Below are 24,308 nucleotides of genomic sequence, written 5' to 3'. Positions count from 1 at the left end.
GCTTTATGCTCGGCCCATGGCAGAAATTCTCGCTCTGGTCGAAGCCCGGCTGCGCACGGCCCTCGGCGAGCCCGACGCCCGCGCCGCCGTCACCTTCCTCGGCACCGATCGCATCGAGGTGCTCCGCTTCGTGGACGCCGAGGCCGGCCTGGTGCGCTACGCCACCCTGGGCATGTCCGCCCAGCCGATGACCGACCCGACGGCCGTGCTCGCCGACCCGGTCAAGGGCCCGCGGGCCGAGCTGGTCCTCTCGGTACGGGCCGGGCTCGCCGACACCGACAAGGCGCTCCGCCCGCTCGCGGTGCTCGCCGCCAGTCCGCAGGTCGAGGGTCTGGTCGTGGCGCCGGGTGCCTCGCTCGACGTGGGCGAGCCGCTGTGGCCGGGCGCGCCCTTCAGCTCCGTCCTGGTCGCCGAGCCGGGCGGTCTCGTCGAGGACCTCGACATGGACGAGCCGATGGACCCGGTCCGCTTCCTGCCGCTGCTGCCGATGACCTCGAACGAGGCCGCCTGGAAGCGGGTGCACGGGGCCCAGGCCCTGGAGGAGCGCTGGCTGGCGAACGGGACGGACCTGCGCGATCCGCGGCGTACGTCGGTACGGCTGGACTGAGACGGCTGGGCTGAGGCGTCCGGGGCGAGGGGACGGCCGGTCGGCCCCGGCCCCGGCCCCGGCCCCGGTCCCGGTCCCGGCCCGGTGTGGGAGCCCCGCTCCGGGCGGTCCGTTCGATTCCCCTGCCGGTCCGGGTGAAGGTTCCCGACCGGACGGGTGAACGCCGGTGATCGTCCTTGACGCGGGGCCGCGGAGCTAGGACCGTTGAGCCCTATGAGGGGCGAACCCAGTTGCCCGAAGTGTGGTGGCCGGGTCAGGGCGCCCGGTCTCTTCGCCGATTCCTGGCAGTGCGACGTACACGGCTCGGTGTATCCGCTGCAGCCCGTGATCCCGCCCAGTGTCGAGGCCCTCGGCGTCGTGGTGAACCGGGCCCACGTACCCGTGTGGATGCCCTGGCCGCTGCCCATCGGATGGCTCTTCACCGGGGTCGCGTACGCCGGTGACGACCGCAGCGGCGGCCGCGCCACCGCCGTCGCCTGCTCGGGCCCCGGCCCGCTCGGCGGCATCGGCGAGCTGCTGCTCGTCGCCGAGGAGCTGGGGGTCGGCCTCGGCGCCCGGTTCGCCGGCATCGACGGCCCCGACCCCGGCTCCGGCGGCATGGCGATCGACAAGCCGCCGCAGGTCAAGGTGCTGGCGGCCGGCCGTCCCACCCCGCTCTGGCACGTCGCCGACGCCCCGCACGACCGCGCGGTCTTCGCGGGCGAAGCGCGGGGGCTGTGGCTGTGGGCGATCGTCTGGCCCGAACAGTCCGGCCTGCTGATGTACGACGAACTCATCCTCACCGACCTCCGCGACGCGGGCGCCGAGGTGGACCTCCTGCCGTTCGGCGCCCTGACCCCGAGACTTCTGGGATAGCCGGGACTCCTGGGGCTGCCCGGACCCCTGGGGCGGTCGGGACTCCTGGGGCAGCCGTGGCGGAAGCGCGCGGTGGGACGGTCGGGAAGACTGGGGCGGCCGGGGCGGAAGCGCGCGGTGGGACCGCCGGGACCGCCCGGACAAGCGGGGCCGCACAGGCGCCGGGGCGGCGTGGACGGCCGGGGTAACCGGGGTCACCGCGTAAGGGGTGCCCGGTTCGTCGAATCCGTACGAGCGCGTTCGATTCGCCCGTTATGCTGAGGCGTTGCTCTTGTCCGCCCCGAACCCCTGGAGTCCCGCGTCGTGCGTATCGACCTGCACACCCACTCCACGGCCTCGGACGGTACGGACACCCCCGCCGAGCTGGTACGCAACGCCTCGGCCGCCGGTCTCGACGTCGTCGCGCTGACCGACCACGACACCACCCGCGGGTACGAGGAAGCGATCGCCGCGCTGCCCGACGGGCTCACGCTCGTCACCGGCGCCGAGCTCTCCTGCCGTCTCGACGGGGTGAGCCTGCACATGCTCGCGTACCTCTTCGACCCCGAGGAGCCCGCCTTCGCCGCCGAGCGCGAGCTGGTCCGGGACGACCGGGTGCCGCGCGCGCGGGCCATGGTCGGCAAGCTCCGGGAACTCGGCGTCCCGGTGACCTGGGAGCAGGTCGCCCGGATCGCGGGCGACGGTTCCGTGGGCCGCCCGCATGTCGCGGAGGCGCTGGTCGAGCTGGGCGTCGTCCCGGATGTGTCCGGCGCGTTCACGCCCGAGTGGCTGGCCGACGGCGGCCGGGCGCACGTCGAGAAGCACGAGCTGAACCCGATCGACGCGATCCGGCTGGTCAAGGCGGCCGGCGGGGTCACGGTCTTCGCGCACCCGCAGGCGGTCAAGCGCGGCACCTGCGTGCCCGAGTCCGCGATCGCGCGCCTCGCCGAGGCCGGTCTCGACGGCATCGAGGTCGACCACATGGACCACGACGAGCCGACCCGGGCGCGGCTGCGCGGGCTGGCCGGGGAGCTGGGTCTGCTGACCACCGGCTCCAGCGACTACCACGGCAGCCGCAAGACCGTCGGACTCGGCGACTTCACCACCGACCCCGAGATCTACGGCGAGATCACGCGCCGCGCCACGGGTGCCTTCCCGGTGCCCGGCGCCGGCGGAACCCGCTGACCGAAGGCGCTGGCGGTTCTCCGCCGCTCCGGCTCCTCGGCCGCCGCGCCGCTCCCGTACCCCGGCCCGGTCCTTCCCCGTCACCGCCCGCGGTGACCGGCGGCCAGTGATCGGTGACCGTGTGCCCGCGCGCCGGTGTGGCGGTGCCCGCCCCGGCTTCCCCGGCTGCCGGCCCCTGGCCCGCTCCGACCTGCTCCGACCTGTTTCGACCTGCTCTGACCTGCTCTGACCTGCTCCTCCGTGTGCGACCCCCATCCCGGCCGCATGCTGCCCTTCTTCCGGAACCATTCATTCCGGGTGCTCGTGTACACCCCCTTTCTCCGCAAGGCCCATTCACCGTGTTCGACGTCGCCGTCTTCGGCTCGCTGTTTCTGACCCTCTTCGTGATCATGGATCCCCCCGGGATCACTCCGATCTTCCTCGCCCTCACCTCCGGCCGCGCCACCAAGGTCCAGCGCCGTATGGCCTGGCAGGCCGTCGCCGTCGCCTTCGGCGTCATCAGTGTCTTCGGCGTCCTCGGCCAGCAGATCCTGGCGTATCTGCACGTCTCGGTCCCGGCCCTGATGATCGCGGGCGGTCTGCTCCTGCTGCTCATCGCGCTCGATCTGCTCACCGGCAAGACCGACGAGCCGCAGCAGACCAAGGACGTCAATGTCGCCCTGGTCCCCCTCGGCATGCCGCTGCTCGCCGGACCGGGCGCGATCGTGTCCGTCATCCTGGCCGTGCAGAACGCCGACGGCTTCGGCCAGCAGCTCTCGGTGTGGACCGCCATCATCGCCATGCACCTGGTGCTCTGGGTGACCATGCGCTACTCGCTGCTGATCATCCGGGTCATCAAGGACGGCGGCGTCGTCCTCGTGACGCGGCTCGCGGGCATGATGCTCTCCGCCATCGCCGTCCAGCAGATCGTGAACGGCGTCACCCAGATCATCCAGGGCACCTGACCCGGCGGCCCTCAGCGGAACAGCACTGCGCCCCCGTAAGGATTCCTCCAGTGGAGTCCATGCGGGGGCGCGGTGTCGAAAGGGTGGGTATTGCCTCTGCGGCGGTGTGACCGTTACGACGCCGAGGCGTCGGCCGGCCGGATCCAGATGCGCTGGCCGATCGCTGCGGCCTGCTGCACGATCCCGTTGACGGAGGCGGCGTCCACGACGGTGCGCTCGACGGGCGTACCGTCGATGTCGTCCAGTCGCAGGATTTCGAAGCGCATGTGCTTCTCCCTTCGTCGGAGTTGATCCTCCACGCGGACGTGAAGAACTGGGGTTACATAACTGCTCAACGACTTGCACCACTCAAACATTCCCTACGCTAAGGAAATTTTTCGGATGACTAACTACTCGCTGGTAGGGAACGGCGATCCGGACGAGTCCTCCGACGGGGGACCGGCCACGACGGCCGCGCTGGCCGCCGTCGAAGCGCGCCTGGACCACACCAACGAGCTGCTGCGCCGCATGCTCGCCGAGGTCGCGAAGACCCCGTCGACGCACGCGATCTTCGTCGACGCCGGATACGTCTACGCGGCCGTCGGCCTGCTCGTCGCCGGCACCGAGGACCGGCGCAACTTCGACCTCGACGCCGAGGGCCTGATCGATGCCTTCATCGACACCGCGCGCACGATCTTCGCCGACAGCCGGCTGCTGCGCGTCTACTGGTACGACGGTGCCCGGCGCCGTATCCACACCTCCGAGCAGCAGGCCATCGCCGAGCTGCCCGACGTCAAGGTCCGCCTCGGCAACCTCAACGCCAACAACCAGCAGAAGGGCGTCGACTCCCTCATCCGCACGGACCTGGAGTCCCTCGCCCGGCACCGGGCCATCAGCGACGCCGCCCTCGTCGGCGGCGACGAGGACCTGGTCTCGGCCGTCGAGGCCGCGCAGGGCTACGGCGCCCGCGTCCATCTGTGGGGCATCGAGGCCGCCGAACGCGGCAACCAGGCCGACCCGCTGCTGTGGGAGGTCGACAGCCAGCGCGTCTTCGACCTCGACTTCTGCCGCCCGTACGTGACCCGTAAGTCCGTCACCCTCTACGAGAACGAGGGCACGCCCCTGCCCTCACGCGAGGACGTCGCCTTCGTCGGCGCCCGGATCGCCGCCACCTGGTTCGCCGAACGCGGCCGCGACCGGCTCGCCGAGCTGCTGCCCGGCCACCCCTACCTGCCCGGATCCGTCGACGGCGAACTCCTCACCGAGGGGGAGCGCCTGCTCGGCCGGTCGCTGCGCGGCCATCCGCCGCTGCGCCGGGCGCTGCGGGACGGCTTCTGGCAGCATCTGCGCCGGGTGTGCCAGAGCTGAGGCCGGCGGAGGCCGCGGAGCTGTCATCGGCGGAGTCGGGATCGGCCGAGCCGAGATCGGGGACGCTGGGATCAGCGGCGCTGCGATCCCAGAAGGCGGCGAGCCGCGCCGCCAGCTCCGCCGGGTGCGACACATTGGGGGAGTGACCGGCGCCGTCCACCACCGTGTGGTGGGCGCCGGTCAGGGTGGCCGCCGCCGCCAGCTCCGCCACCGGCCACACCGTCTCCCCGTCCCCGTACGCGATGTGCAGCGGCAGGGTCAGCTCCCGCAGCGCCGCCGTCCCGTCCGGATCGCCGATCAGCAGCCGGCCCGCGCCCGAGAGCTGCGCGATCCGGGTCCCCATCCAGCGGCTGCGCAGGAAGCCCACGATTTCCGGCGGATCCGCCGCCTCCGGCTCCTCGCCCCGGCTGTCCAGCCAGCGCGTCGCCGCCCACACCTGCTCCTTCGAGGCCACCGCGAGCGCCGTGCGCAGCGCGCGGACCCGGGCCCGCTGACCGCGCGGGACCCGGCCGGGCCCGGAGGAGAGCAGCGTCAGCGACACGAACGCCTCCGGTGCGAGGTCCGCCGCCGCGCGGGACACCAGGCCGCCGAAGGAGTGGCCGAGCAGATGCACCGGGCCGTCGCCGAGTGCCGCGGCCTGCGCCACCGCGTCGAGCGCGAGCGCCTTGCGGCGGTAGGCCGCCCGGCCGCGCGGTCCCGGGGACTCGTGCTGGCCCCGGCCGTCGACGGCGACCGTACGAAAACCGGCCTCGCTCAGCGGGGAGAGCAGCCCCAGGAAGTCCTCCTTGCTGCCGGTGTAGCCGGGCAGCAGCAGCGCCGTGCCGTGCCGGGGGAAGTCGGCGGGCGGCGCGGTGTCGAGGACGGCGAACTCGCCCCGCACGGTGGAAAGCCGGTAGGCGCGGGTGCGGGGCGGCAGGGCCAGGGAGCGCGGCTTGCTCATACAAACGACTTTAGGGCCTGTCCGGCCCGCCTTCCGGATCTTGTCCGGCTCCCAGGAGCCAGGAGGCCGTACGCACGGTGGCCCGGTCCCTCCAGGAGGAACCGGGCCACTGTGTTGCTGCCTTCGGCTGCCGGGCCTTCATTCAGGCCGTCGTGCCGTTCGCCGTTTACGCCTCGGGGGCGGCGGCCTTCTTGGTGGCGCGCTTGCGCGGCGCCGCCTTCTTGACCTGCGGCTCCGCGGCGGCCGGAGTCTCGGCCGACACGGTCTCGGCGGCCTTCTTCACCGTACGGCGCCGGGGCGTCGTCTTCGGCTCGGACGCGTCCGGGGCCACGGCGGCGACCGCCTTCTTCGTGGTCGCGCGCTTACGCGGGGCCGCCTTCTTCGGCGCCTCGACGGCGTCGTCGGCCTTGGGCTCCGCGACCGTCTCGGCCGGGGCCGTCTTGGCGACGGTCCGCTTGGCGGTGGCGCGCTTGCGCGGGGCCTTGGGGGCCTCGGGCTCGTCGGCCTTCGCCTCGGTGACGGTGGTTTCGGCGACCGGCTCGGCGGTGGCCTTCTTGACGGTCCGCTTGCGCGGGGCCGCCTTCTTCGGGGCCTCGGTCTTCGGCGCCTCGACGGCGTCGTCGGCCTTGGGCTCCGCGACCGTTTCCGCGACCGGCTCGGCCGCAGCCGTCTTCTTGGCGGTGGCGCGCTTGCGCGGGGCCTTGGGGGCCTCGGGCTCGTCGGCCTTCGCCTCGGTGACGGCGGTCTCGGTGACCGGCTCGGCGGTGGCCTTCTTGACGGTCCGCTTGCGCGGGGCCGCCTTCTTCGGCGCCTCGGCCTGGACCGTCTCCACCTCGGGCGCGACAGCCTTCGGCGCGACAGCCTTCGGCTCCACGACGGGCGCGGTGGCCGGGGCGGACCCGACGATCACCACGGCACCGGTGCCCGCGGTCGACGTCACCGGGCTCGACGCCCGACGGGTCGCCCGGCGGCGGGCCGGCTTCGGCTCCTCCACCGGCGCGGGGGCGGCCTGCGGAGCCACCGGCTCCTCGGCCTTCGGCGCGGCGGCCGGCTCGGTGGTGTTGGTCGCCGGACGGGTCGCACGGCGCCGGGCACGCGGCCCGGACGTGGCCGGGGCGGCGGTCGCCTGAGCCGGGACGGCGGCCGTGGCGGCGGCGGGGGCCGCGGCCTTACGGGCCGGCTTCGGCTCCTCGACGGCCTGGGCCGGGACGGCCTTGGCCGCGCCCCTGGTGGACTTGGTGGCGGCCAGCGCGGCGGCGGCGGTCTCCACCGTCTGGAAGCCCACGCCCTCCTCGGACCGGCGCGGACGCACCGGACGCTTGCGCGGCGCGGAGACGGGCGCGGAAGCGGCCCGCTGGCGCGGCTCGGCGACGGCGGCGGTACGCGGGGCGGCGGGCGCCTCGGCCGTACGGCCACGGCCACCACGGGAACGGCGGCCACGGCCCTCGGCGGCGGGCGCCTCGGCACGCTCGACCGGCTCGGCGGCCTCCGCACGCGCACCACGACGGCGACGCGGCGCCTCCTCGGCGGGAGCGGCGGCCGGCGCGGAGTCGGCCACGGTCTCGGCGGTCGCCTCGGCCGTACGGGCCTCGGCACCGGCGCCACGGCCGCGACGGCGGCGGGGCCGGCTCTCGGCGACAGGGGCCTCGGCGGCCGGGGTCTCGACGACAGCCGGGGCCTCGACAACGGGGGCCTCGACGACCGGGGCCGGAGCCTCGACCGTCTCGACGGGCGCGGGCTCGGCCTTCACGGGCGCGGGCTCGACGGGAGCCTCCACGGGAGCGGCCTCGGCGGCCGGCTGGGCCGTCGCGGCACCCGCGACCGGCACACCGGCACCGACCCCGCCACCGCGGGTGCGGCGACGGCGCGGGCGGCGCGGACCGGCCGGGGTCTCGGCCCCGTCGGTCGTCACCTCGGCGGTGGTCTGCTCGGTGGCGGTCTGCTCGGCCGTCACGCCCTCGGCGCCCTCGCCACCGCGGGTGCGGCGACGCTGACGCGGGGTGCGGGTCCGGGCCGGACGCTCCTCGGTCTTCTCACGGTCCTGGCGCTCCGGACGCCCGGAACGGCCACGACGGCCGCCCGGCTCGCCCAGGTCCTCCAGCTCCTCGGCGTCCAGACCGGCACGGGTGCGCTCGGCGCGCGGCAGTATGCCCTTGGTGCCGGCGGGGATGTCGAGGGCCTCGTAGAGGTGCGGCGAGCTGGAGTACGTCTCGACCGGGTTGTGGAAGTCGAGGCCGAGCGCCTTGTTGATGAGCTGCCAGCGCGGGATGTCGTCCCAGTCGACGAGGGTGATCGCCGTACCGCTCGCGCCCGCGCGGCCGGTGCGGCCGGTGCGGTGGAGGTACGTCTTCTCGTCGTCGGGGATCTGGTAGTTGATGACGTGGGTGACGCCCTCGACGTCGATGCCGCGCGCGGCGACGTCGGTGGCGACGAGCACGTCGACCTTGCCGTTGCGGAAGGCGCGCAGCGCCTGCTCACGGGCGCCCTGGCCGAGGTCGCCGTGGACGGCGCCGGAGGCGAAACCGCGGCGCTCCAGCTGCTCGGCGATGTCGGCGGCGGTGCGCTTGGTCCGGCAGAAGATCATCGCGAGACCGCGGCCGCGGGCCTGCAGGATGCGGGAGACCAGCTCCGGCTTGTCCATGTTGTGGGCACGGAAGACGTGCTGCGCGATGTTGGCGTGGGTCACACCCTCGTCGTCCGGCGCGGTGGCGCGGATGTGCGTGGGCTTCGACATGTAGCGGCGGGCCAGACCGATGACCGCGCCCGGCATGGTCGCCGAGAACAGCATGGTCTGACGCTTCGCCGGAAGCATGTTGATGATCTTCTCGACGTCGGGCAGGAAGCCCAGGTCGAGCATCTCGTCGGCCTCGTCGAGGACCAGGGTCTTGACCTTCGACAGGTCGAGCTTGCGCTGGCCGGCCAGGTCGAGCAGGCGGCCGGGGGTGCCGACGACCACGTCGACGCCCTTCTGGAGCGCCTCGACCTGCGGCTCGTACGCGCGGCCACCGTAGATGGCGAGGACGCGCACATTGCGCACCTTGCCGGCGGTCAGCAGGTCGTTGGTGACCTGCTGGCACAGCTCACGGGTGGGGACGACGACGAGCGCCTGCGGGGTGTCGGTCAGCTCCTCGGGCTTGGCACGCCCGGCCTCCGCGTCGGCGGGGACGACGGTGCGCTCGAGGATGGGCAGACCGAAACCGAGGGTCTTGCCCGTACCGGTCTTGGCCTGGCCGATGACGTCGGTGCCCGAGAGGGCGACCGGGAGCGTCATCTCCTGGATGGGGAAGGGGGTCACGATGCCGACGGCTTCGAGGGCCTCGGCGGTCTCGGGAAGGATCCCGAGCTCTCGGAAGGTCGTACTCAGGGTGCTGCCTCTTCTGTGAGACGCGGTACGAGGCGAACGAAGGGGGTCTCACCGTGCCGCATGCCGTCGGCGGGATCGCGAGGATCGCCGCCCGGTAGGGCGCGGGACCACTGCCGTCGCTCGAGCGTCGTATCCGCTTGAGGGGCCCTTCCGCGGGTCCGCCGGAAGGGTTGTCGGGCCGGAGCCGATCGGGCCACCGACCGGGCATCCTCATTCATGTCGGCCCACCGGGTACGTCCGAACGTGCGAAAACTTGTCCGCATACTCGGCAGGCGCATTACCACTGTACCCCGTAATCGCGCATGTGTGTCGGGAAGATTCCGGACGAGGTCGCGGTCGCGAGCCCGTACCGGGGCCGTACCGGGGCCGCACCGGTGCGGGCCGGGCCCCGGACGGACCGGCGGAGCGGGCTATTGTGCGGCTCATGGAGACGCCTGACAACGCCACACCCACCGGAATCGCCGCCCAGGACTGGGCCACGGCCTCCGCCGTGCCGCAGTACCGGGCCGCCGTGATCGACCTGCTCGGCGCCCTCGCCTACGGTGAGCTCGCGGCCTTCGAGCGGCTCGCCGAGGACGCCAAGCTGGCGCCGACCCTCGCGGACAAGGCGGAGCTGGCGAAGATGGCCTCCGCCGAGTTCCACCACTTCGAGCGGCTGCGCGACCGGATCGCCGCCGTGGAGGCCGAGCCGACCGAGGCCATGGAGCCGTTCGCCCGCGCGCTGGACGACTTCCACCGCCAGACCGCCCCGTCGGACTGGCTGGAGGGCCTGGTCAAGGCGTACGTCGGCGACTCGATCGCCAGCGACTTCTACCGTGAGGTCGCGGCCCGGCTCGACACCGACACCCGCGCCCTGGTGCTGTCGGTCCTCGACGACACCGGCCACGGCAACTTCGCCGTCGAGAAGGTCCGCGCCGCGATCGACGCCGACCCGCGGCTCGGTGGACGGCTCGCGCTGTGGGCCCGCCGGCTGATGGGCGAGGCCCTGTCGCAGGCCCAGCGGGTGGTCGCCGAGCGCGACGCGCTGTCGACGATGCTGGTCGGCGGCGTGGACGGGATGGCCGCGGGCTTCGACCTCGCCGAGGTCGGCCGGATGTTCTCGCGGATCACCGAGGCGCACACCAAGCGGATGGCCGCCCTGGGCCTCGCCGCCTGAGGCGTTCCGCTCCCCGCCGGTTCACGGCTCACGGTTCACGGCTCACGGCTTTATGGGGTTACGGCCCCGGCCACCGATCGCGTACGTACGCGGCCGGACGTCCCGCGAGGGAGGTCCGGCCGTTCGTGTGCGCGGACGCGCCCGTGAGGGCCCACGTGGGCGCCCGCCGTCATGCCGTAACGATTCGTCAGCCGTCGTACCGCCGACCGCCGCCGGGTTCGTCAGGCCGCCGCCGAGCTTCGTAGCCGCCGAGCGGCCGGCCGCAGCAGCAGCGACAGCAGGACGGCCGAGATCACGACGGCGCCGGTCAGGGTCACCAGGAAGTGCCCGGGACCGATCGCCCCATGGGTCACGAGGGCGCCGAAGACGGCGCCGAGCGCACCGGTGAGCAGTACGGCGGCACGTGCGGGGAGGCGGCCGGCGAACCGATGCGCGGCGGTCCAGGCCAGGGCGGCACCGAGCAGGGCGGAACCGAGGGCTTCCAGGAACACGGGGGATCACCTCGCGGAGGATGCGGGGCGGGCAGTGCGGTCACATCCGTACTACCCGATCACTCCGGACGACAATCCTCCCGCCGACCCTGAGACACCCCTGAGAGAACCCTGATCCACACCCCTGATCCACATCCCCGACACGCGCCTCGGCCGCCCGCCCCGGATACGGCGAAGGGCCCGGTGGACACGTGTCAACGCGTCCGCCGGGCCCTCTCGTTCGCCTGCCCGTTCCGGGCGGTGCCTCAGACCGCGCCGAAGCCCACCCGGCGCACCGCCGGCTCGCCGAGCTCGACGTAAGCGATCTTGTCGGCCGGCACCAGGACCTTGCGGCCCTTCTCGTCCGTCAGGCTGAGCAGCTGCGACTTGCCGGCCAGCGCGTCGGCGATCGCCTGCTCGACTTCCTCGGCGGACTGTCCGCTCTCCAGCACGATCTCCCGGGGTGCGTGCTGCACGCCGATCTTGACCTCCACGGCTATGTCCCTCCGAACGGTCAGCCTTGCGCGAGGATCCCGCGCCGTACCCGCCCACATTAGCCCGGTGAGGGGACGGGTACGGCCCGCGCATGGCACGCCAAGAGCGAACAGGGCCTGTCATCCGCCCGGTGAGGGGTGGAGGACAGGCCCTGCTCGGCTATTCGTCCGGAGCCCGCGAGACGGAGCCGGGGCCCGATGACGGGCGACCCGGGGCCGGTGCCTCGGGGCCGATGCTCAGTGGCCCTCGGCGGTCAGCTGTCCGTCGGTGGCGTGCAGCGGGAAACCGGCGATGCCGCGCCAGGCCAGCGAGGTCAGCAGCGTCACCGCCTTGTCGCGGGGGACCGGGGAGGAGCTGGACAGCCAGTAGCGGGCGACGACCTGCGAGACGCCGCCGAGACCGACGGCCAGGAGCATCGATTCGTCCTTCGCGAGCCCGGTGTCCTCGGCGATGACCTCGGAGATCGCCTCCGCGCACTGGAGCGAGACCCGGTCGACGCGCTCGCGCACGGCCGGCTCGTTGGTCAGGTCGGACTCGAAGACGAGACGGAAGGCGCCGCCCTCGTCCTGGACGTACGCGAAGTAGGCGTCCATGGTGGCGGCGACGCGCAGCTTGTTGTCCGAGGTCGACGCGAGCGCCGTGCGCACCGAGTGGAGCAGGGCCTCGCAGTGCTGGTCCAGCAGGGCGAGGTAGAGGTCCAGCTTGCCCGGGAAGTGCTGGTACAGCACCGGCTTGCTGACGCCGGCCCGCTCGGCGATGTCGTCCATGGCCGCCGCGTGGTACCCCTGGGCGACGAACACCTCCTGGGCCGCGCCGAGGAGCTGGTTCCGTCGGGCACGGCGCGGCAGGCGCGTGCCCCGAGGGCGTGCTGCCTCTGTCTGCTCGATGGCGCTCACGCCGCCTCCCAAAGTTTCGATCCATGTGCGCACTGGCGTCGCGCCCGACATCGTACTTTTCGGTAACGCGGCCGTGCGCGGTGCGCACGCAGAATTTCACGGACCGGACGCTCAGGGCGAGGGGGAAAGGTCATCTCCCTGATCCGAGGGTCCGGGGCCCGGGCGTCCGGGGCCTGCCCGGCGCCCTTCCGGGTCCGGCCCGCGCCGGGGCCGTACCGGCCAGGCCCGTACCCGTACCGGGTTCGCGCCGGCTGGGTCCGCACTGGGTCCCGTCCTCAGCGGTAGTCCTCCTCGTCCACCGCGACGACCCGGCCCTGCTCGACGATGTCCGCCTCGTTCGCCTGGTCGCGCCGCCGCCGCAGCCGGCTCAGCGGTTCGTCCTCGCGCTGGAGTACTTCCTTGCGCTGGTCGGCCGCGTCGGCCTCCGGCACTTCCTTTTCGATCGGGACGTCGTGCTCCGAAGGGAACGTGTCCTTCTCCCCGGCGCCGCCGGGGAGCCGCGCCTCGACCGGTTCGCGTGCCTCATCCGTCTTGTCGGCCGTGCCGGCCTTGCCGGTCTTGGTCTTCTCGTTCGGGTCGGCGGTCATGCGGCTCCTTCCGTCGAGCGGTCCACGGGCCGGGGCCGGTGGGCCAGGGGCCATGAGCGCCATGGGGTGCATGAGGGTCATGGGGACCGTGGGGCCGGACCGACGGTCGTCGCCGGTGCCCTTACTTCCGAGCGTAGGAGCTTCGCCGGAGGGGCGCACCCGAGCCTGTGACGGCACCCACACACGCCCCGGCGTGATCGTCTCGTAATATCGCTGCCATGTCCTCGACCGAGCTGCCGGAAACACGGACCGCGGCCGCAACTCCCGTGACGGTGCCGCCGGGCACCGGCCGGATCGCCGACGGCGAGGAGACGCGGTCCGTCACCCTCCCCGGCCTCACCCTGAACCTGCGGACCCGCCCCGGCGACCGTCCCGGACTGCCGCCCGCGCTGTACGTGCACGGGCTCGGCGGCTCCTCGCAGAACTGGTCGGGCCTTATGCCGCTGCTGTCCGACCTGGTCGACGGCGCCGCGGTGGACCTGCCCGGTTTCGGCGACTCGCCGCCACCGGACGACAGCGACTACTCGGTGACCGGTCACGCCCGCGCGGTCATCCGGCTGCTGGACGCCGAGGGCCGGGGCCCGGTGCACCTGGTCGGCAACTCGATGGGCGGCGCGGTCGCCACCCGGGTCGCCGCCGTGCGCCCCGACCTGGTGCGCACCTTGACGCTGGTCTCCCCGGCGCTGCCCGAGCTGCGCCCGCAGCGCACCGCGTGGCCGACGGTGCTGCTCGCGGTGCCCGGGGTCGCGGGCGTGCTCGCGAAGCTCACCCGGGAGTGGACGGCCGAGCAGCGGGTGCTCGGTGTCCTCTCCCTCTGTTACGGCGATCCCCGCCGGGCCACCGAGGAGGACCTGCGGCAGGCCGTCGAGGAGATGGAACGCCGCCTTGAACTGCCGTACTTCTGGGACGCGATGGCCCGTTCCTCGCGTGGCATCGTCGACGCGTACACCCTGGGCGGGCAGCATGGCCTGTGGCGTCAGGCGGAACGGGTCCTCGCCCCCACCCTCCTCGTGTACGGCGGGCGCGACCGCCTCGTGTCGTACCGGATGGCGCGCAAGGCGGCCGCCGCGTTCCGCGGCTCGCGGCTGCTCACGCTCCCCGAGGCGGGACATGTGGCCATGATGGAATATCCGCGCACCGTCGCCACGGCGGTACGGGAGCTGATCACCGACGCCGAGGGCGGGGCGGCGGCCGAGGGCGGGAGCTGAACCGGACCGTGGGACGACATCGTCGCAAGAACCCCGAGACACCGGTGGACGACACCGGGACGACGGGGCAGGGGGAGAGCACCGGGCCGAAGAACGGGCCGGGGCCGGGTCGACGCAGGCGGGACGAACCGCCACCCCCACAGCAGGGACGCGATCAGGGACAGTCCCCTTACCCGGGACCTCCTTCGCATCAGGGACACCCTGGGAACGCAGCGAATCCCGGGAACCCCGGAAATCCGTATCAGGGACACCCTCCCCACCAGGGTCAGGGGCAGGGTCCGGGGCAGGGCCAGGGGCCGCATACCGGGCAGACCGCCGTTCCGCGGCTGCGGGCGCCGTTCGAGCCGGCCGCACCCGGCCCGGCCGCCGTACGCGGCGGTGGGCACCCGGTCCACGACGAGAGCACGGGGCCCGTGCCACCGGCCCGCTACCCGTATACGAAATCCGGCCCGGCGGCCCCGTTCATACCCGGGCCGCGCCGCGAGACCCCGCCGCCCGCCGAGGGCGGGACGGCCGGGACCGGCGACGCGTGGCCGCCGGATCGGGAACAGGCAGAGAGCCCGGCCGATCGACCGTCCGAGCGGTCGGAGGGCCGGAGCGGCGGGATGGGCCGTACCTTCACCGGGATCGCCGCAGCCGCGATCACCACGGTCCTCGCCGTGGTCGTCGCCGGCCAGGTCGCCGACAGCCCGTCCGACGGGGCGGCGCAGGCCCGTTCGGCCGACGACACGGGCCGGGCGGGCGCACAGTCCCCGGCCTCCCGTTCCGGCGACCGGGACGGCAAGGACGGCGCTACGGATCAGGCCGCGCCGCCGACGTACGACCAGCTGATGGCCCGTACCTTCCCCATCGACCCGAAGATGAAGGGGCCGGGGCGGTTCGAGACCGTTCCCGGCGCCGACAAGGCGCCCGGCAAGGGGCGCAAGTACCGCTACCGGGTCGACATCGAGAAGGAGCTCGGGCTCGACGGCTCGCTGTTCGCGCAGGCCGTCCAGCGCACCCTCAACGACCGGCGCAGCTGGGCCGGCGACGGCGAGATGACCTTCGAGCGGGTCTCCAGCGGGCCGGCGGACTTCGTGATCACCCTGGCCAGCCCCGGTACCACCGGCGCCTGGTGCGCCAAGTCCGGCCTGGACACGACGGTCGACAACGTGTCGTGCGACTCCGCCTCCACCGAGCGCGTGATGATCAACGCGTTCCGCTGGGCGCAGGGTTCGCCGACCTTCGGGCAGCAGGCGATGCACGCGTACCGGCAGATGCTCATCAACCACGAGGTCGGGCACCGGCTCGGGCACGGCCACGAGAGCTGCCGTACCCCGGGCAAGCTCGCGCCGGTGATGCAGCAGCAGACCAAGTCCCTCGACATCGACGGCATCAAGTGCCTTCCCAACTCCTGGGTGCACCCCGACGCGTGACGCCTCGTCAGGCGTGTGCGCACGGTGATTCGCCCGCCCCGTAGCGCGACGAAACGCGCGCGGGGCGGGAAAGTTACGTGCATTCACCCCTTCCGGTGGTGCGTGGGACAACCGTCCATCGCGGCCCCCATCGGTCCGCTTACGTTCTTCCCGCCGCGGGTCACCGGAACGACCGGTGACCGCCGTCATGGGAGAGCGGGGGTGCACGCATGCGGATCGGACTGCTCACGGAGGGTGGCTATCCGTATGTCACGGGTGAATCCGCCCTCTGGTGCGACCGGCTCGTGCGCGGGCTCGCGCCGCACACCTTCGACCTCTACGCGCTGACCGGCGGCCCCGGCGAGGAGGCGGCCGGCCGGCTGCCGCTGCCCCCGCACGTCCTGAGCACGCACACCGCCGCGCTGTGGGGCGCCGGAGACGAGGAGCCCCGCCGGGGCGCGGGCCGGAACGGGGGCTGGGCCGGGGGCAGGGGCGGGTACGGGCGCCGTGAACGACGGCGGTTCGAGGCCGCGTTCACCGAGTTCGCGCACGGGGTCTGCGCCGCCGACCCCGATGCCGTACCCGACGTCGTACCCGAGCCGGAGCAGGGGCAAGGGCAGGGGCAGGGGCCGGTCCAGGAGCCGGTGCGGGGGCAGGCCCAGGGGCAGGAGCGTGCGGCGGGCGCCGGGCGGTTCGCCGCCGGGCTCTACGCACTCGCCGAACTCGCCCGCGAATACGGGGGACTTCCCGCCGCGCTCCGCTCCGAGACCGCGCTGCGCGTCCTGGAATCGGCCTGCCGCGCCCCCGGCGCCCGCCGGGCCGTCGCCGCCGCGGGCCTGCGCGACCACCTCGCCTTCATCGAGCGGATGGAGCGCGTCCTGCGCCCGCTCTCCCTCGACTGGTACGACGGACCGGACGGCCGGGGGTTTACCGGCGGCGATGGCGATGGCGAGGGCTGCGGTCTCGGGTACGCCGACCTCTGCCACGCCCTCTCGGGCGGCCCCGCCGCCCTCCCCGGGCTCCTGGCCAAACGCTTCTTCGGCACCCCGCTCCTCGTCACCGAGCACGCCGTCCGGCTCCGCGCCCACTACCTGGAGGCCGCCGAAGCTCCGCTCACCACCCCCGTCCGCGCCCTGCTCGCCGGTCTCCACGGACGGCTCGCCGGCGAGATCGGCCGCCGGGCCGATCTGCTCGCCCCCGGCAGCGCGCATGTCCGCCGCTGGCAGGAGAAGTGCGGCGCCGACCCAGCCCGGCTGCGCACCGTCCATCCGGGCATGGACGCCGGACGCTTCGCCGAGGCGGGCGAGCACGAGGACAGCGGCGACCCGGCCACTCTCGCCTGGATCGGCCGCGTCGAGCCTTCCAAGGACCTCGTCGCCCTGCTGCACGCCTTCGCCGGGATACGGCACCGCCGGCCCGACGCCCGGCTGCGGATCATCGCCACGCCGGTACGGGACGGGGACGCGACCGCCGCCGCGTACCTCGCGACCTGCCGGGACCTGGCCGACCGGCTCTTCCCCGCCGCCGCGGGTCCCCACGAGGGTGAGACGGGCGCCGGGGCCGCCGGGGCGGGCACCCGTGCCGTCGCAGAGCGCCCCGTCTCCTTCGAGGAGCTGGGCGGCCCCGGGGCGCCCACCTTGGAGGATGCCTACGCCTCCAGCGCGGTCGTCGTGCTCTCCAGCGTCGCCGAGGGCTTTCCGGTCGGTCTGGTCGAGGCCATGTTCTGCGCGCGGGCCACCGTCTCGACCGACGTGGGCGCGGTCGTCGAGATCGTCGGCGGCACCGGACTCGTCGTCCCGCCGCGCAATCCCAAGGCGTTCGCGGACGCCTGCCTCGCGCTGCTGCGCGACCCCGAGCGCCGGCGCCGCCTGGGCGCGGCGGCCCGCGCGCGGGCCCTGGAGCTGTTCACGGTGGAGCAGAACCTTGCGGCGTACCGGGGCGCCTACCTCGAACTGCTCTCGCACGCCCCCGTCCGCCCGCACCGCACCACCCCCGGTGTGCTCTTCGCCCACCCGGCCGAGGCCCATGTACCGGGCCGCTGGGCGGGCCGGCCGGTCGCCACCCCCGCGAGCGCCGCCGCCCCGGGAGACCTCGATGTCCGATGAAGGAGGCAGGCCCATGCGCGGCTCCGCCACTCCGATCAGCCCCGGCCCGTGGGATCCGAGCTCCGAGGCGTTACTCGCGCCCCCGGGGCCGGTACGGCCCGCCGCCAGTGCTGCCTCCGCCGGCCCCGCCGCCACCGCCGCCACCGCCTCCGCGCCCGTTGTCCCGGCCGTGATCGCTGTCGCTGCGGAAGCGATTCAGCAGGTGCGGGAGATGTCGGAGGTACGGGAGGTGAGTGAGGTGCCAGAGGCGCGGGAGGTACGGGAGGGGTCGCCCCGGCCGGCGGCCGATGCCGTACGCACGCCCGCGCCGGGAGCCGTAAGCCAGGGGCAGGGGCAGGGGCACGGTCGCGGGCCCGAGCGGTCCGCCGACCCGGTCAAGGCGCTCCTGCACCGCCACCGCGATCTGTGCCGGCGCGCCGTCGACCCGCTGGAGATCGCCGCCGGACTCGAAGCGCACGGCATGACCGATCGCACCGCCGCGTGGTTCCGGCACCGGGACGTCTTCTCTCTCGCCGAGGAGCTGTACGCGCGCGTGCCCCAGGACGACACAGACGACACGGACGACACAGACGGTACGGACGGTACGGATGGCGTGGGTGACGGGGACGGCAGGGCCGGTGCCGACGGCACGGCCAGCCCCGCCGCTCCCCGTACGACCACCTGGGCCGCCTGGACCGACCGGGCCGGCTGGGCGCTCGCCGCCTGCGCGCCCGGCGCCGCCGCCCTCCTCGCCGCCGCCGGACTCGCCCTCACCACCGGACCCGCGCGGCTCGCCGCCGGTGTCCTCGGGGCCCTCGCGACCGGCGCGGCGCTGTTCCTCGCCGTACGCCGGGGCCCGCTGACGGCCACCGGACCGCTCCTGCCCGCCGCCGGGCTGTGGACCCTGTGGCTGCTCGCGTACGCGGCGGCCGGCGACGGCTTCCTCGACCAGGTGCTGCGCGGCGGACCCGACCACGCGCCGGCCGTCGTCACACCGTTCGTCACACCGTTCGTCACACCGCTCGACCCGGCCGGAGCCGGGGGCGGGGACGCCTGGGCGGCGGGCGCCGGGGGTGCCTGGGACGTGGACACCGGACCGCTGCTCGCCCTGGCCCTCGCGGTCGCCCCCGCCGTCTGGTGCGCCCGGATGTTCGCCGTCCGGGCCCGGCGCCGGCTCGCCGTCAGCCGAGGTCCGGCCGCCTTCGCCGCGGGCACCCGCCCGCTGCTGCTCGGAGCCGTCGCCGTCCCGGTCGTGGTCCTCGCCGGGCTGCTCGCGCTCACCGGCTTCCACCCCGGCGCCCTCGCGCTCGGCGCGCTGCTGCTGACCGCCCGGCTGCTCGTCGCGTACGGCTTCACCGAGGCGGCCTCCCTCGCCCTCGGCGTGACCTGCGCCGCCGAGGCCCTCGCCGTCGCGAGCGTCCTCGCCGCCCGCCTCCCGGGCTGCGCCGTGCTCGGCATCCCCGTCCGCGCCGTCACCGGACTGTGGGGCCCGGCGGCGCTGCCCGTCCTGCTGTGCGGCACGGCGGCGCTCGCCCTGCTCGTCCATGCCACCACGGCGCTGTCCCGGGCCTCGGCCCACTCCTGAGGGCGCGTCGCCCCTCCCGGGCCGCCGCCCCGGCGGAGCCGTACCCCGTACCCCGTACCGCCGCCACGGACCGCCCGGCCCCGTACCACCACCGCGAACCACCACCCCGAACCACCCCGAACCACTCCTGACCACCCTGAACCACCCCCGAACCATCCCCGAATCACCCCTGAACCACCCCGTACCGGGACCTCTCCGGGACCGGAACCTTCCAAGGAGACGAAACAGACATGACGCACCACCTCCCCACGACGGCCGCGCGCGCGGCCACGGCCGAGGCCGGCCGCCACGAGGGGGCCGCGCGATGAGGGTGCTGCTGCTCGGAGCCAACGGATTCATCGGCCGGTTCGTCGCCGACCGGCTGCTCGCCGACCCCGCCGTCCACCTCACCGCGCTCGGCCGAGGCGACGACGCCGACGTGCGGTTCGACCTCGCCACCGGCAGTCCTGGCGCGCTGACCCGCTTCTTCGACGCCGTCCACCCCGGAGTCGTTGTCAACTGCGCCGGGGCCACCCGGGGCGGCGCCCGCGACCTCACCCGGCACAACACCGTGGCCGTCGCCACCGTCTGCGAGGCCCTGCGCCGCAGCGGCTGTGGCGCCCGGCTGGTGCAGGTCGGCTGCGCCTCCGAGTACGGGCCCAGCCAGCCCGGCTCCTCGACCGCCGAGGACGCGGTGCCCCGCCCCGGCGGGCCGTACGGCGTGTCCAAGCTCGCCGCGACCGAACTGGTCCTCGGCTCCGGGCTCGACGCGGTCGTGCTGCGGGTCTTCTCGCCGGTCGGCCCCGGCACCCCGGCGGGCTCGCCGCTCGGCCGGCTCGCGGAGGCGCTGCGCCGGGCCATGCAGGCGGGGGACAGCGAGCTGAAGCTCAGCGGGCTCGGTGTGCAGCGCGACTTCGTGGACGTACGGGACGTGGCGCGGGCCGTGCACGCCGCCTCGCTCTCCGCCGCCCAGGGCGTCGTCAACATCGGCACCGGCCGGGCCGTGAAGCTGCGCGACGCCGCCGCCATCCTGGCGAGGGTCGCCGGATACGCCGGCCAGCTCCACGAGCTCGACGGCCCGCCGCCGCGCGCGGTGATCGGCGCCCAGCGCACCGAGGCCACCATCGCCGAGCAACTGGCCGCCGCGCCGTACCCGTACCCCGACGGCTGCGGCCCCTGGCAGCAGGCCGACGTGCGCACCGCGCGCGACCGGCTCGGCTGGCGTCCCCGGATCAATCTGGAGGAGTCCCTGGCGGACATCTGGATGGAGGCGGCGTGCCGCATCTGACCGCCGCCGGGGTCGCCGGGACGGGGACGGCGGTCGGGATGGGGGTGGGCGTCCCCGGGTACGCCCACCCCCTGGTCGCCCCCCTGGAGTGGGCCGAACTGGCCCGCCCCGGCGCCCCGGTGCACTGGGCCGTCCTCGATGTCGGGGGCGGCCCGGGCGACCGGCCCGACCCGTACTGCCGGGAGGCGGCCGGGATGCTGCGCCGGGCGGGGGTCCGTCTGCTCGGCCACATCGGACTGGCGGACGGGGCGCGGCCGTACGACGAGGTCGTCGCGGACGCCGTCCGTTTCCTCGACTGGTACAAGGTCGATGGTTACTACCTGGACAGCTGTCCCACAGGTCGGACGGATCTGGCGGGGGTACGGCGGATCACCGCGACCCTGGAAGTACTGACGGACGGCGCGGCCCATCTGGTCCTCGGGCACGGCGCTCATCCGTATCCGGGGTACGCGGAGATGGCGGACCAACTGGTCACCTTCTCCGGCCCCTGGGCGGAATATCGCTGGTCACAGGCGCCGGAGTGGACGGCGGAGCATCCGGAGCGGAAGTTCGTCCATCTGGTGCACGGGGTCCCCCGGACCCATCTGGAGGAGGCGTTACGGGTCGCCCGTTGGCAGGGCGCGGGGACGGTCTTCATGACCGACCGCCGGGCCGCGCCCGAACAAAACACCCCATTCCAGGCCCTGCCCGGCTACTGGGACGAAATCGTCTCGCGGATCGGACAGGGAGTCTCGGAATGAAATAAGGCGTGGCACTGTTGCACGGAGAACGATGACTGTCCCGTTCCCCGTCACGGCGGGGATGACCTTGGAGTCCCCGTGTCGCTGCCACCCCTGGTCGAGCCGGCTGCCGAGCTCACCGTCGACGAGGTCCGTCGGTATTCGCGCCACCTGATCATCCCGGATGTCGGGATGGACGGCCAGAAGCGCCTGAAGAACGCGAAGGTGCTCTGCGTGGGCGCCGGCGGCCTCGGCTCGCCCGCCCTCATGTACCTGGCCGCCGCCGGTGTCGGCACGCTCGGCATCGTCGAGTTCGACGAGGTCGACGAGTCGAACCTGCAGCGCCAGATCATCCACAGTCAGGCCGACATCGGCCGTTCCAAGGCCGAGTCCGCGCGTGACAGCGTGATCGGCATCAACCCGTACGTGAACGTCGTCCTGCACGAAGAGCGGCTCGAAGCCGACAACGTGATGGACATCTTCAGCCAGTACGACCTGATCGTCGACGGCACGGACAACTTCGCCACCCGCTACCTCGTCAACGACGCGTGCGTGCTGCTGAACAAGCCGTACGTGTGGGGCTCGATCTACCGCTTCGACGGCCAGGCCTCGGTCTTCTGGTCCGAGCACGGCCCCTGCTACCGCTGCCTCTACCCGGAGCCCCCGCCGCCGGGCATGGTCCCCTCGTGTGCCGAGGGCGGCGTGCTGGGCGTGCTGTGCGCGTCCATCGGTTCCATCCAGGTCAACGAGGCCATCAAGCTTCTCGCGGGCATCGGCGAGCCGCTGGTCGGCCGGCTGATGATCTACGACGCCCTGGAGATGCAGTACCGCCAGGTCAAGGTCCGCAAGGACCCGAACTGCGCGGTCTGCGGCGAGAACCCGACCGTCACCGAGCTCATCGACTACGAGGCCTTCTGCGGCGTCGTGTCCGAGGAGGCCCAGGAGGCGGCGCTCGGCTCCACGATCACTCCGAAGCAGCTCAAGGAGTGGATGGACGAGGGCGAGAACATCGACGTCATCGACGTCCGCGAGCCGAACGAGTACGAGATCGTCTCCATCCCCGGCGCCCGCCTGATCCCGAAGAACGAGTTCCTGATGGGCACCGCCCTCCAGGACCTCCCGCAGGACAAGCGCATCGTCTTGCATTGCAAGACGGGTGTCCGCAGTGCGGAAGTCCTGGCCGTCCTCAAGGCCGCGGGCTTCTCGGACGCGGTGCACGTGGGTGGCGGCGTGATCGGCTGGGTGAACCAGATCGAGCCGCAGAAGCCGGTGTACTAGGAGCTGTCCGGTCGATCATGCTCGTAGCCAGATGGTGAGGGCTGCGGCGGTTGCGGTGCCGAGGTGGACATAGCCGCGTTTGCCGTAACGGGTAGCGACGGCTCGGAACTGTTTCAGGCGGTTGATCGCTCGTTCGAGGTGTTGCGTTTCTGTAGCGGTCCTCGTCGAAGCCGGGTGGCCGTCCGCCGCGTGAGCCTTTACGCAGGCGGGCGGCCTGGCTGTCGGTCTTCTCCGGGATCGTGTGCCGGATACCGTGTCGCCGCAGGTGTCCAGGTATGACGCTCAGGTATTCGCTGGAACAGGAAGCGCCTCGGCCCTGCATGACGGGGGGCGAGGCGCTGGTACACACTGCTGTCAACGACCTTCGTGAATCGATGGAAGGCGTTGACGGAAACCGACTACAACCAGTTGAACCGGACGGCTTCCATGGGGCGCGCTTCACCGGTGGTGCCGAGGATTGCGTAGTAGTTCCAGTCGGGGCGGTAGGTGTAGGTCCGGTAGTGCGGAACGTCGCCCTTGTCCCGGAGGTGGGCGGTCGAGAGCACATAGCCGCCCGCGCTGCCGGATCGCTCGACGTACTCGATCGCCTCGATCGGAGTGTTCATGCCCTCGGTGCCGATCTGTATCGTCTTCCCCGGCTTGGCGCACTGCTCTGTGGAGTCCCAGCCGTAGCGTGACCGGTGTGCGCGCAGGCAGATCTCCCCGTAGTTCGTCTTGACGCGCAGGGCTTCCAGGTTCTTGCCCTCGCCTCGTGTGCCTGCCCAGGCTCCATCGCACGCCCAAGGCAGCCAACCCCGGTCCTGGACATGGGCCTGGTAGCAGATCTCTTGGCCGGTGCTGGCCTGGGCCGGACCACTAAGGGTGAGTGTGGCGGCGGTGGCCAGCGCAACAGTGGTGCCCACCCGCATTGCTCGCTTCAGCATCGGTTCGTTCCCCCCGAAGATATCTTGATCACGGAACGGGAGATGCTAGCTCGTCGCCGCCAACTCGACCAATCCGTAACGCCGTCCGCGAGTGGAGAGACCCCGGCAGAGCGCCGGGACTGGGGGGAGCCGGCTAGCCGTCGGCTGAAGGTGTGGGAAGGGGGCCGGATCCGCCGCTGGTTGATCCGGCCCCCTTCGTCATGTCGTCATGCGCGGGGGTTCTCGGCCGGCGGTCGCGATGTCCGGTGTTGTCGCGTGCGTGCGCGCGTGCGCCGGTGGACGCGCGGGCGAAGTGGGGTATCTGCCCCCTGGGACTCGTGAAGACGCCGCACGCGCGCAGGGAATGGACGAAGAGATGCCGTGGCCACAGGCAGTGAAGGGCCGGATCAAGACCGGCGGTGACCGGGAGATCGTCCACAGCTATCCGTATCGATCGGCGTGCCCGTCCACGGTGTGGGCGGAGCTCGTCGCCGGGGCCGGGGAAGAGCTGTTCTTCGCGGGCTACACCAACTACTTCTTCTGGACCCAGGTCCCGACGTTCTCCGAGACGATCCGCCGGAAGGCGGAAGCGGGCTGCCGTGTGCGGTTCCTCCTGGGGGACCCGGAGGGCGAGGTGACGCGGCAGCGGGAAATCGTCGAGGACGTCGCCCTGTCCGTCTCGGCGCGGATCCGGATGACGCTGGGGGAGCTGGCCCGGCTCGGCGCGGTCGACGGGGTGGAGGTGCGCTACAGCGCACCCGAGGACGCGGCCAATCACGTCAGTCTCTCCGTCTTCCGCTTCGACGGCGACGCACTCGTCACTCCGCATCTGGCCCGCTTGGCGGGACACGACTCGCCTCTGCTGCATCTGCGGCGGCAGGGTCCGGGCGGGATGTGGTCGCGATTCGCGGAGCATGCCGAGGAGTTGTGGGAGCGGGCCAGGCCCGTGTGAGTCGGCGGAGCGGGACGGCACCTCGATCGCCCCGCTGATCACCTCCCTGAACCGGATCAGACGCCGCCATCCGGCCCTGCGCCGGCTGCGCGAT

General features: G+C 73.2%; 22 protein-coding genes and 1 pseudogene. 14 read left to right on the top strand and 9 right to left on the bottom strand.

Annotated elements, in window-relative coordinates:
- Positions 1-16: 16 nt before the first annotated feature.
- The 4 genes from ABZ990_RS18670 to ABZ990_RS18655 all read left to right on the top strand — a co-directional run bounded on the left by ABZ990_RS18670 (position 17) and on the right by ABZ990_RS18655 (position 3,570).
- Entirely contained in the window at positions 17-607 is a 591-nt protein-coding gene (locus tag ABZ990_RS18670; RefSeq protein ID WP_361232229.1) for a suppressor of fused domain protein, read from the top strand.
- Between the two features lie 213 nt (positions 608-820).
- Positions 821-1,462: a DUF6758 family protein gene (locus ABZ990_RS18665; protein WP_361232226.1), complete on the top strand. Its 642-nt coding sequence runs from the start codon at positions 821-823 to the stop codon at positions 1,460-1,462.
- A 303-nt stretch (positions 1,463-1,765) separates the two neighbouring features.
- On the top strand, positions 1,766-2,626 hold the full coding sequence (locus ABZ990_RS18660; protein WP_361232224.1) for a PHP domain-containing protein: 861 nt from the start codon (positions 1,766-1,768) through the stop codon (positions 2,624-2,626).
- Positions 2,627-2,964: 338 nt separating this feature from the next.
- The gene (locus tag ABZ990_RS18655) at positions 2,965-3,570 is read left to right on the top strand and encodes a MarC family protein (RefSeq protein ID WP_361232221.1); all 606 of its coding nucleotides are present in this window, start codon (positions 2,965-2,967) and stop codon (positions 3,568-3,570) included.
- A 113-nt stretch (positions 3,571-3,683) separates the two neighbouring features.
- Here ABZ990_RS18655 and ABZ990_RS18650 read toward each other — a convergent pair whose 3' ends face one another.
- Positions 3,684-3,836 carry a hypothetical protein gene (locus ABZ990_RS18650; RefSeq protein ID WP_361232218.1) on the bottom strand — a complete coding sequence of 51 codons (153 nt, stop codon included), beginning with the start codon at positions 3,834-3,836 and terminating at the stop codon, positions 3,684-3,686.
- Between the two features lie 241 nt (positions 3,837-4,077).
- Here ABZ990_RS18650 and ABZ990_RS18645 point away from each other — a divergent pair, with 241 nt between their 5' ends.
- Positions 4,078-4,917 (top strand): NYN domain-containing protein, encoded by an 840-nt coding sequence (locus ABZ990_RS18645; RefSeq protein WP_361232386.1) that lies wholly within the window; start codon positions 4,078-4,080, stop codon positions 4,915-4,917.
- Here the strand turns inward: ABZ990_RS18645 and ABZ990_RS18640 are convergent.
- Positions 4,808-5,857 carry an alpha/beta hydrolase gene (locus tag ABZ990_RS18640; protein ID WP_361232215.1) on the bottom strand — a complete coding sequence of 350 codons (1,050 nt, stop codon included), beginning with the start codon at positions 5,855-5,857 and terminating at the stop codon, positions 4,808-4,810. The two genes, ABZ990_RS18645 and ABZ990_RS18640, sit on opposite strands and share 110 nt — an antisense overlap.
- 166 nt (positions 5,858-6,023) lie before the next feature.
- Positions 6,024-9,128 carry a DEAD/DEAH box helicase gene (locus ABZ990_RS18635; protein ID WP_361232383.1) on the bottom strand — a complete coding sequence of 1,035 codons (3,105 nt, stop codon included), beginning with the start codon at positions 9,126-9,128 and terminating at the stop codon, positions 6,024-6,026.
- Positions 9,129-9,645: 517 nt separating this feature from the next.
- Here ABZ990_RS18635 and ABZ990_RS18630 point away from each other — a divergent pair.
- Complete coding sequence (locus ABZ990_RS18630; protein WP_361232212.1) at positions 9,646-10,377, top strand: ferritin-like fold-containing protein; 732 nt, start codon at positions 9,646-9,648, stop codon at positions 10,375-10,377.
- Positions 10,378-10,598: 221 nt separating this feature from the next.
- Here the strand turns inward: ABZ990_RS18630 and ABZ990_RS18625 are convergent, their stop codons facing one another.
- From ABZ990_RS18625 to ABZ990_RS18610, 4 genes are all read right to left on the bottom strand, one after another.
- Positions 10,599-10,868, bottom strand: coding sequence for a hypothetical protein (locus ABZ990_RS18625; RefSeq protein WP_361232209.1), 270 nt, complete (start codon positions 10,866-10,868; stop codon positions 10,599-10,601).
- Positions 10,869-11,113: 245 nt separating this feature from the next.
- Complete coding sequence (locus ABZ990_RS18620) at positions 11,114-11,341, bottom strand: DUF3107 domain-containing protein (protein WP_361232206.1); 228 nt, start codon at positions 11,339-11,341, stop codon at positions 11,114-11,116.
- A gap of 237 nt (positions 11,342-11,578) precedes the next feature.
- Positions 11,579-12,238, bottom strand: coding sequence for a TetR/AcrR family transcriptional regulator (locus ABZ990_RS18615; protein WP_361232203.1), 660 nt, complete (start codon positions 12,236-12,238; stop codon positions 11,579-11,581).
- Between the two features lie 275 nt (positions 12,239-12,513).
- Positions 12,514-12,825 (bottom strand): hypothetical protein, encoded by a 312-nt coding sequence (locus ABZ990_RS18610; RefSeq protein WP_361232200.1) that lies wholly within the window; start codon positions 12,823-12,825, stop codon positions 12,514-12,516.
- A gap of 218 nt (positions 12,826-13,043) precedes the next feature.
- On the opposite strand from ABZ990_RS18610, the gene ABZ990_RS18605 reads away from it, so the two are divergent.
- The 7 genes from ABZ990_RS18605 to moeZ all read left to right on the top strand — a co-directional run bounded on the left by ABZ990_RS18605 (position 13,044) and on the right by moeZ (position 22,360).
- Positions 13,044-14,033, top strand: coding sequence for an alpha/beta hydrolase (locus ABZ990_RS18605; RefSeq protein ID WP_361232197.1), 990 nt, complete (start codon positions 13,044-13,046; stop codon positions 14,031-14,033).
- Positions 14,030-15,448, top strand: coding sequence for a DUF3152 domain-containing protein (locus ABZ990_RS18600; RefSeq protein WP_361232380.1), 1,419 nt, complete (start codon positions 14,030-14,032; stop codon positions 15,446-15,448). Before ABZ990_RS18605 ends, ABZ990_RS18600 begins: the two co-directional genes overlap by 4 nt.
- Positions 15,449-15,657: 209 nt before the next feature.
- Positions 15,658-17,532, top strand: a complete 1,875-nt coding sequence (locus ABZ990_RS18595) for a DUF3492 domain-containing protein (protein ID WP_361232194.1) — start codon at positions 15,658-15,660, stop codon at positions 17,530-17,532.
- A 229-nt stretch (positions 17,533-17,761) separates the two neighbouring features.
- On the top strand, positions 17,762-19,096 hold the full coding sequence (locus tag ABZ990_RS18590; protein WP_361232191.1) for a hypothetical protein: 1,335 nt from the start codon (positions 17,762-17,764) through the stop codon (positions 19,094-19,096).
- Between the two features lie 304 nt (positions 19,097-19,400).
- Entirely contained in the window at positions 19,401-20,363 is a 963-nt protein-coding gene (locus ABZ990_RS18585; protein ID WP_361232188.1) for an NAD-dependent epimerase/dehydratase family protein, read from the top strand.
- Entirely contained in the window at positions 20,351-21,103 is a 753-nt protein-coding gene (locus ABZ990_RS18580) for a spherulation-specific family 4 protein (protein WP_361232185.1), read from the top strand. Before ABZ990_RS18585 ends, ABZ990_RS18580 begins: the two co-directional genes overlap by 13 nt.
- A gap of 78 nt (positions 21,104-21,181) precedes the next feature.
- A complete protein-coding gene (moeZ, locus tag ABZ990_RS18575; protein WP_361232182.1) occupies positions 21,182-22,360 on the top strand; it encodes an adenylyltransferase/sulfurtransferase MoeZ in 1,179 nt (392 codons plus the stop codon).
- Positions 22,361-22,375: 15 nt separating this feature from the next.
- Here the strand turns inward: moeZ and ABZ990_RS18570 are convergent.
- Positions 22,376-22,595 (bottom strand): annotated as a pseudogene (locus ABZ990_RS18570) (IS5/IS1182 family transposase); the annotation flags it as partial.
- Positions 22,596-22,758: 163 nt separating this feature from the next.
- The gene (locus ABZ990_RS18565; RefSeq protein ID WP_361232179.1) at positions 22,759-23,262 is read right to left on the bottom strand and encodes a hypothetical protein; all 504 of its coding nucleotides are present in this window, start codon (positions 23,260-23,262) and stop codon (positions 22,759-22,761) included.
- A gap of 376 nt (positions 23,263-23,638) precedes the next feature.
- On the opposite strand from ABZ990_RS18565, the gene ABZ990_RS18560 reads away from it, so the two are divergent.
- Positions 23,639-24,214: an XRE family transcriptional regulator gene (locus tag ABZ990_RS18560; RefSeq protein WP_361232177.1), complete on the top strand. Its 576-nt coding sequence runs from the start codon at positions 23,639-23,641 to the stop codon at positions 24,212-24,214.
- The last annotated feature ends 94 nt before the right edge of the window (positions 24,215-24,308 follow it).

The sequence above is a fragment of the Streptomyces sp. NPDC046203 genome (assembly GCF_040646255.1).
In the GTDB taxonomy this organism is placed as follows: domain Bacteria; phylum Actinomycetota; class Actinomycetes; order Streptomycetales; family Streptomycetaceae; genus Streptomyces.
The sequence above is the reverse complement of the archived record's forward strand: the minus strand, read 5'-3'. Positions and strand labels throughout refer to the sequence as shown.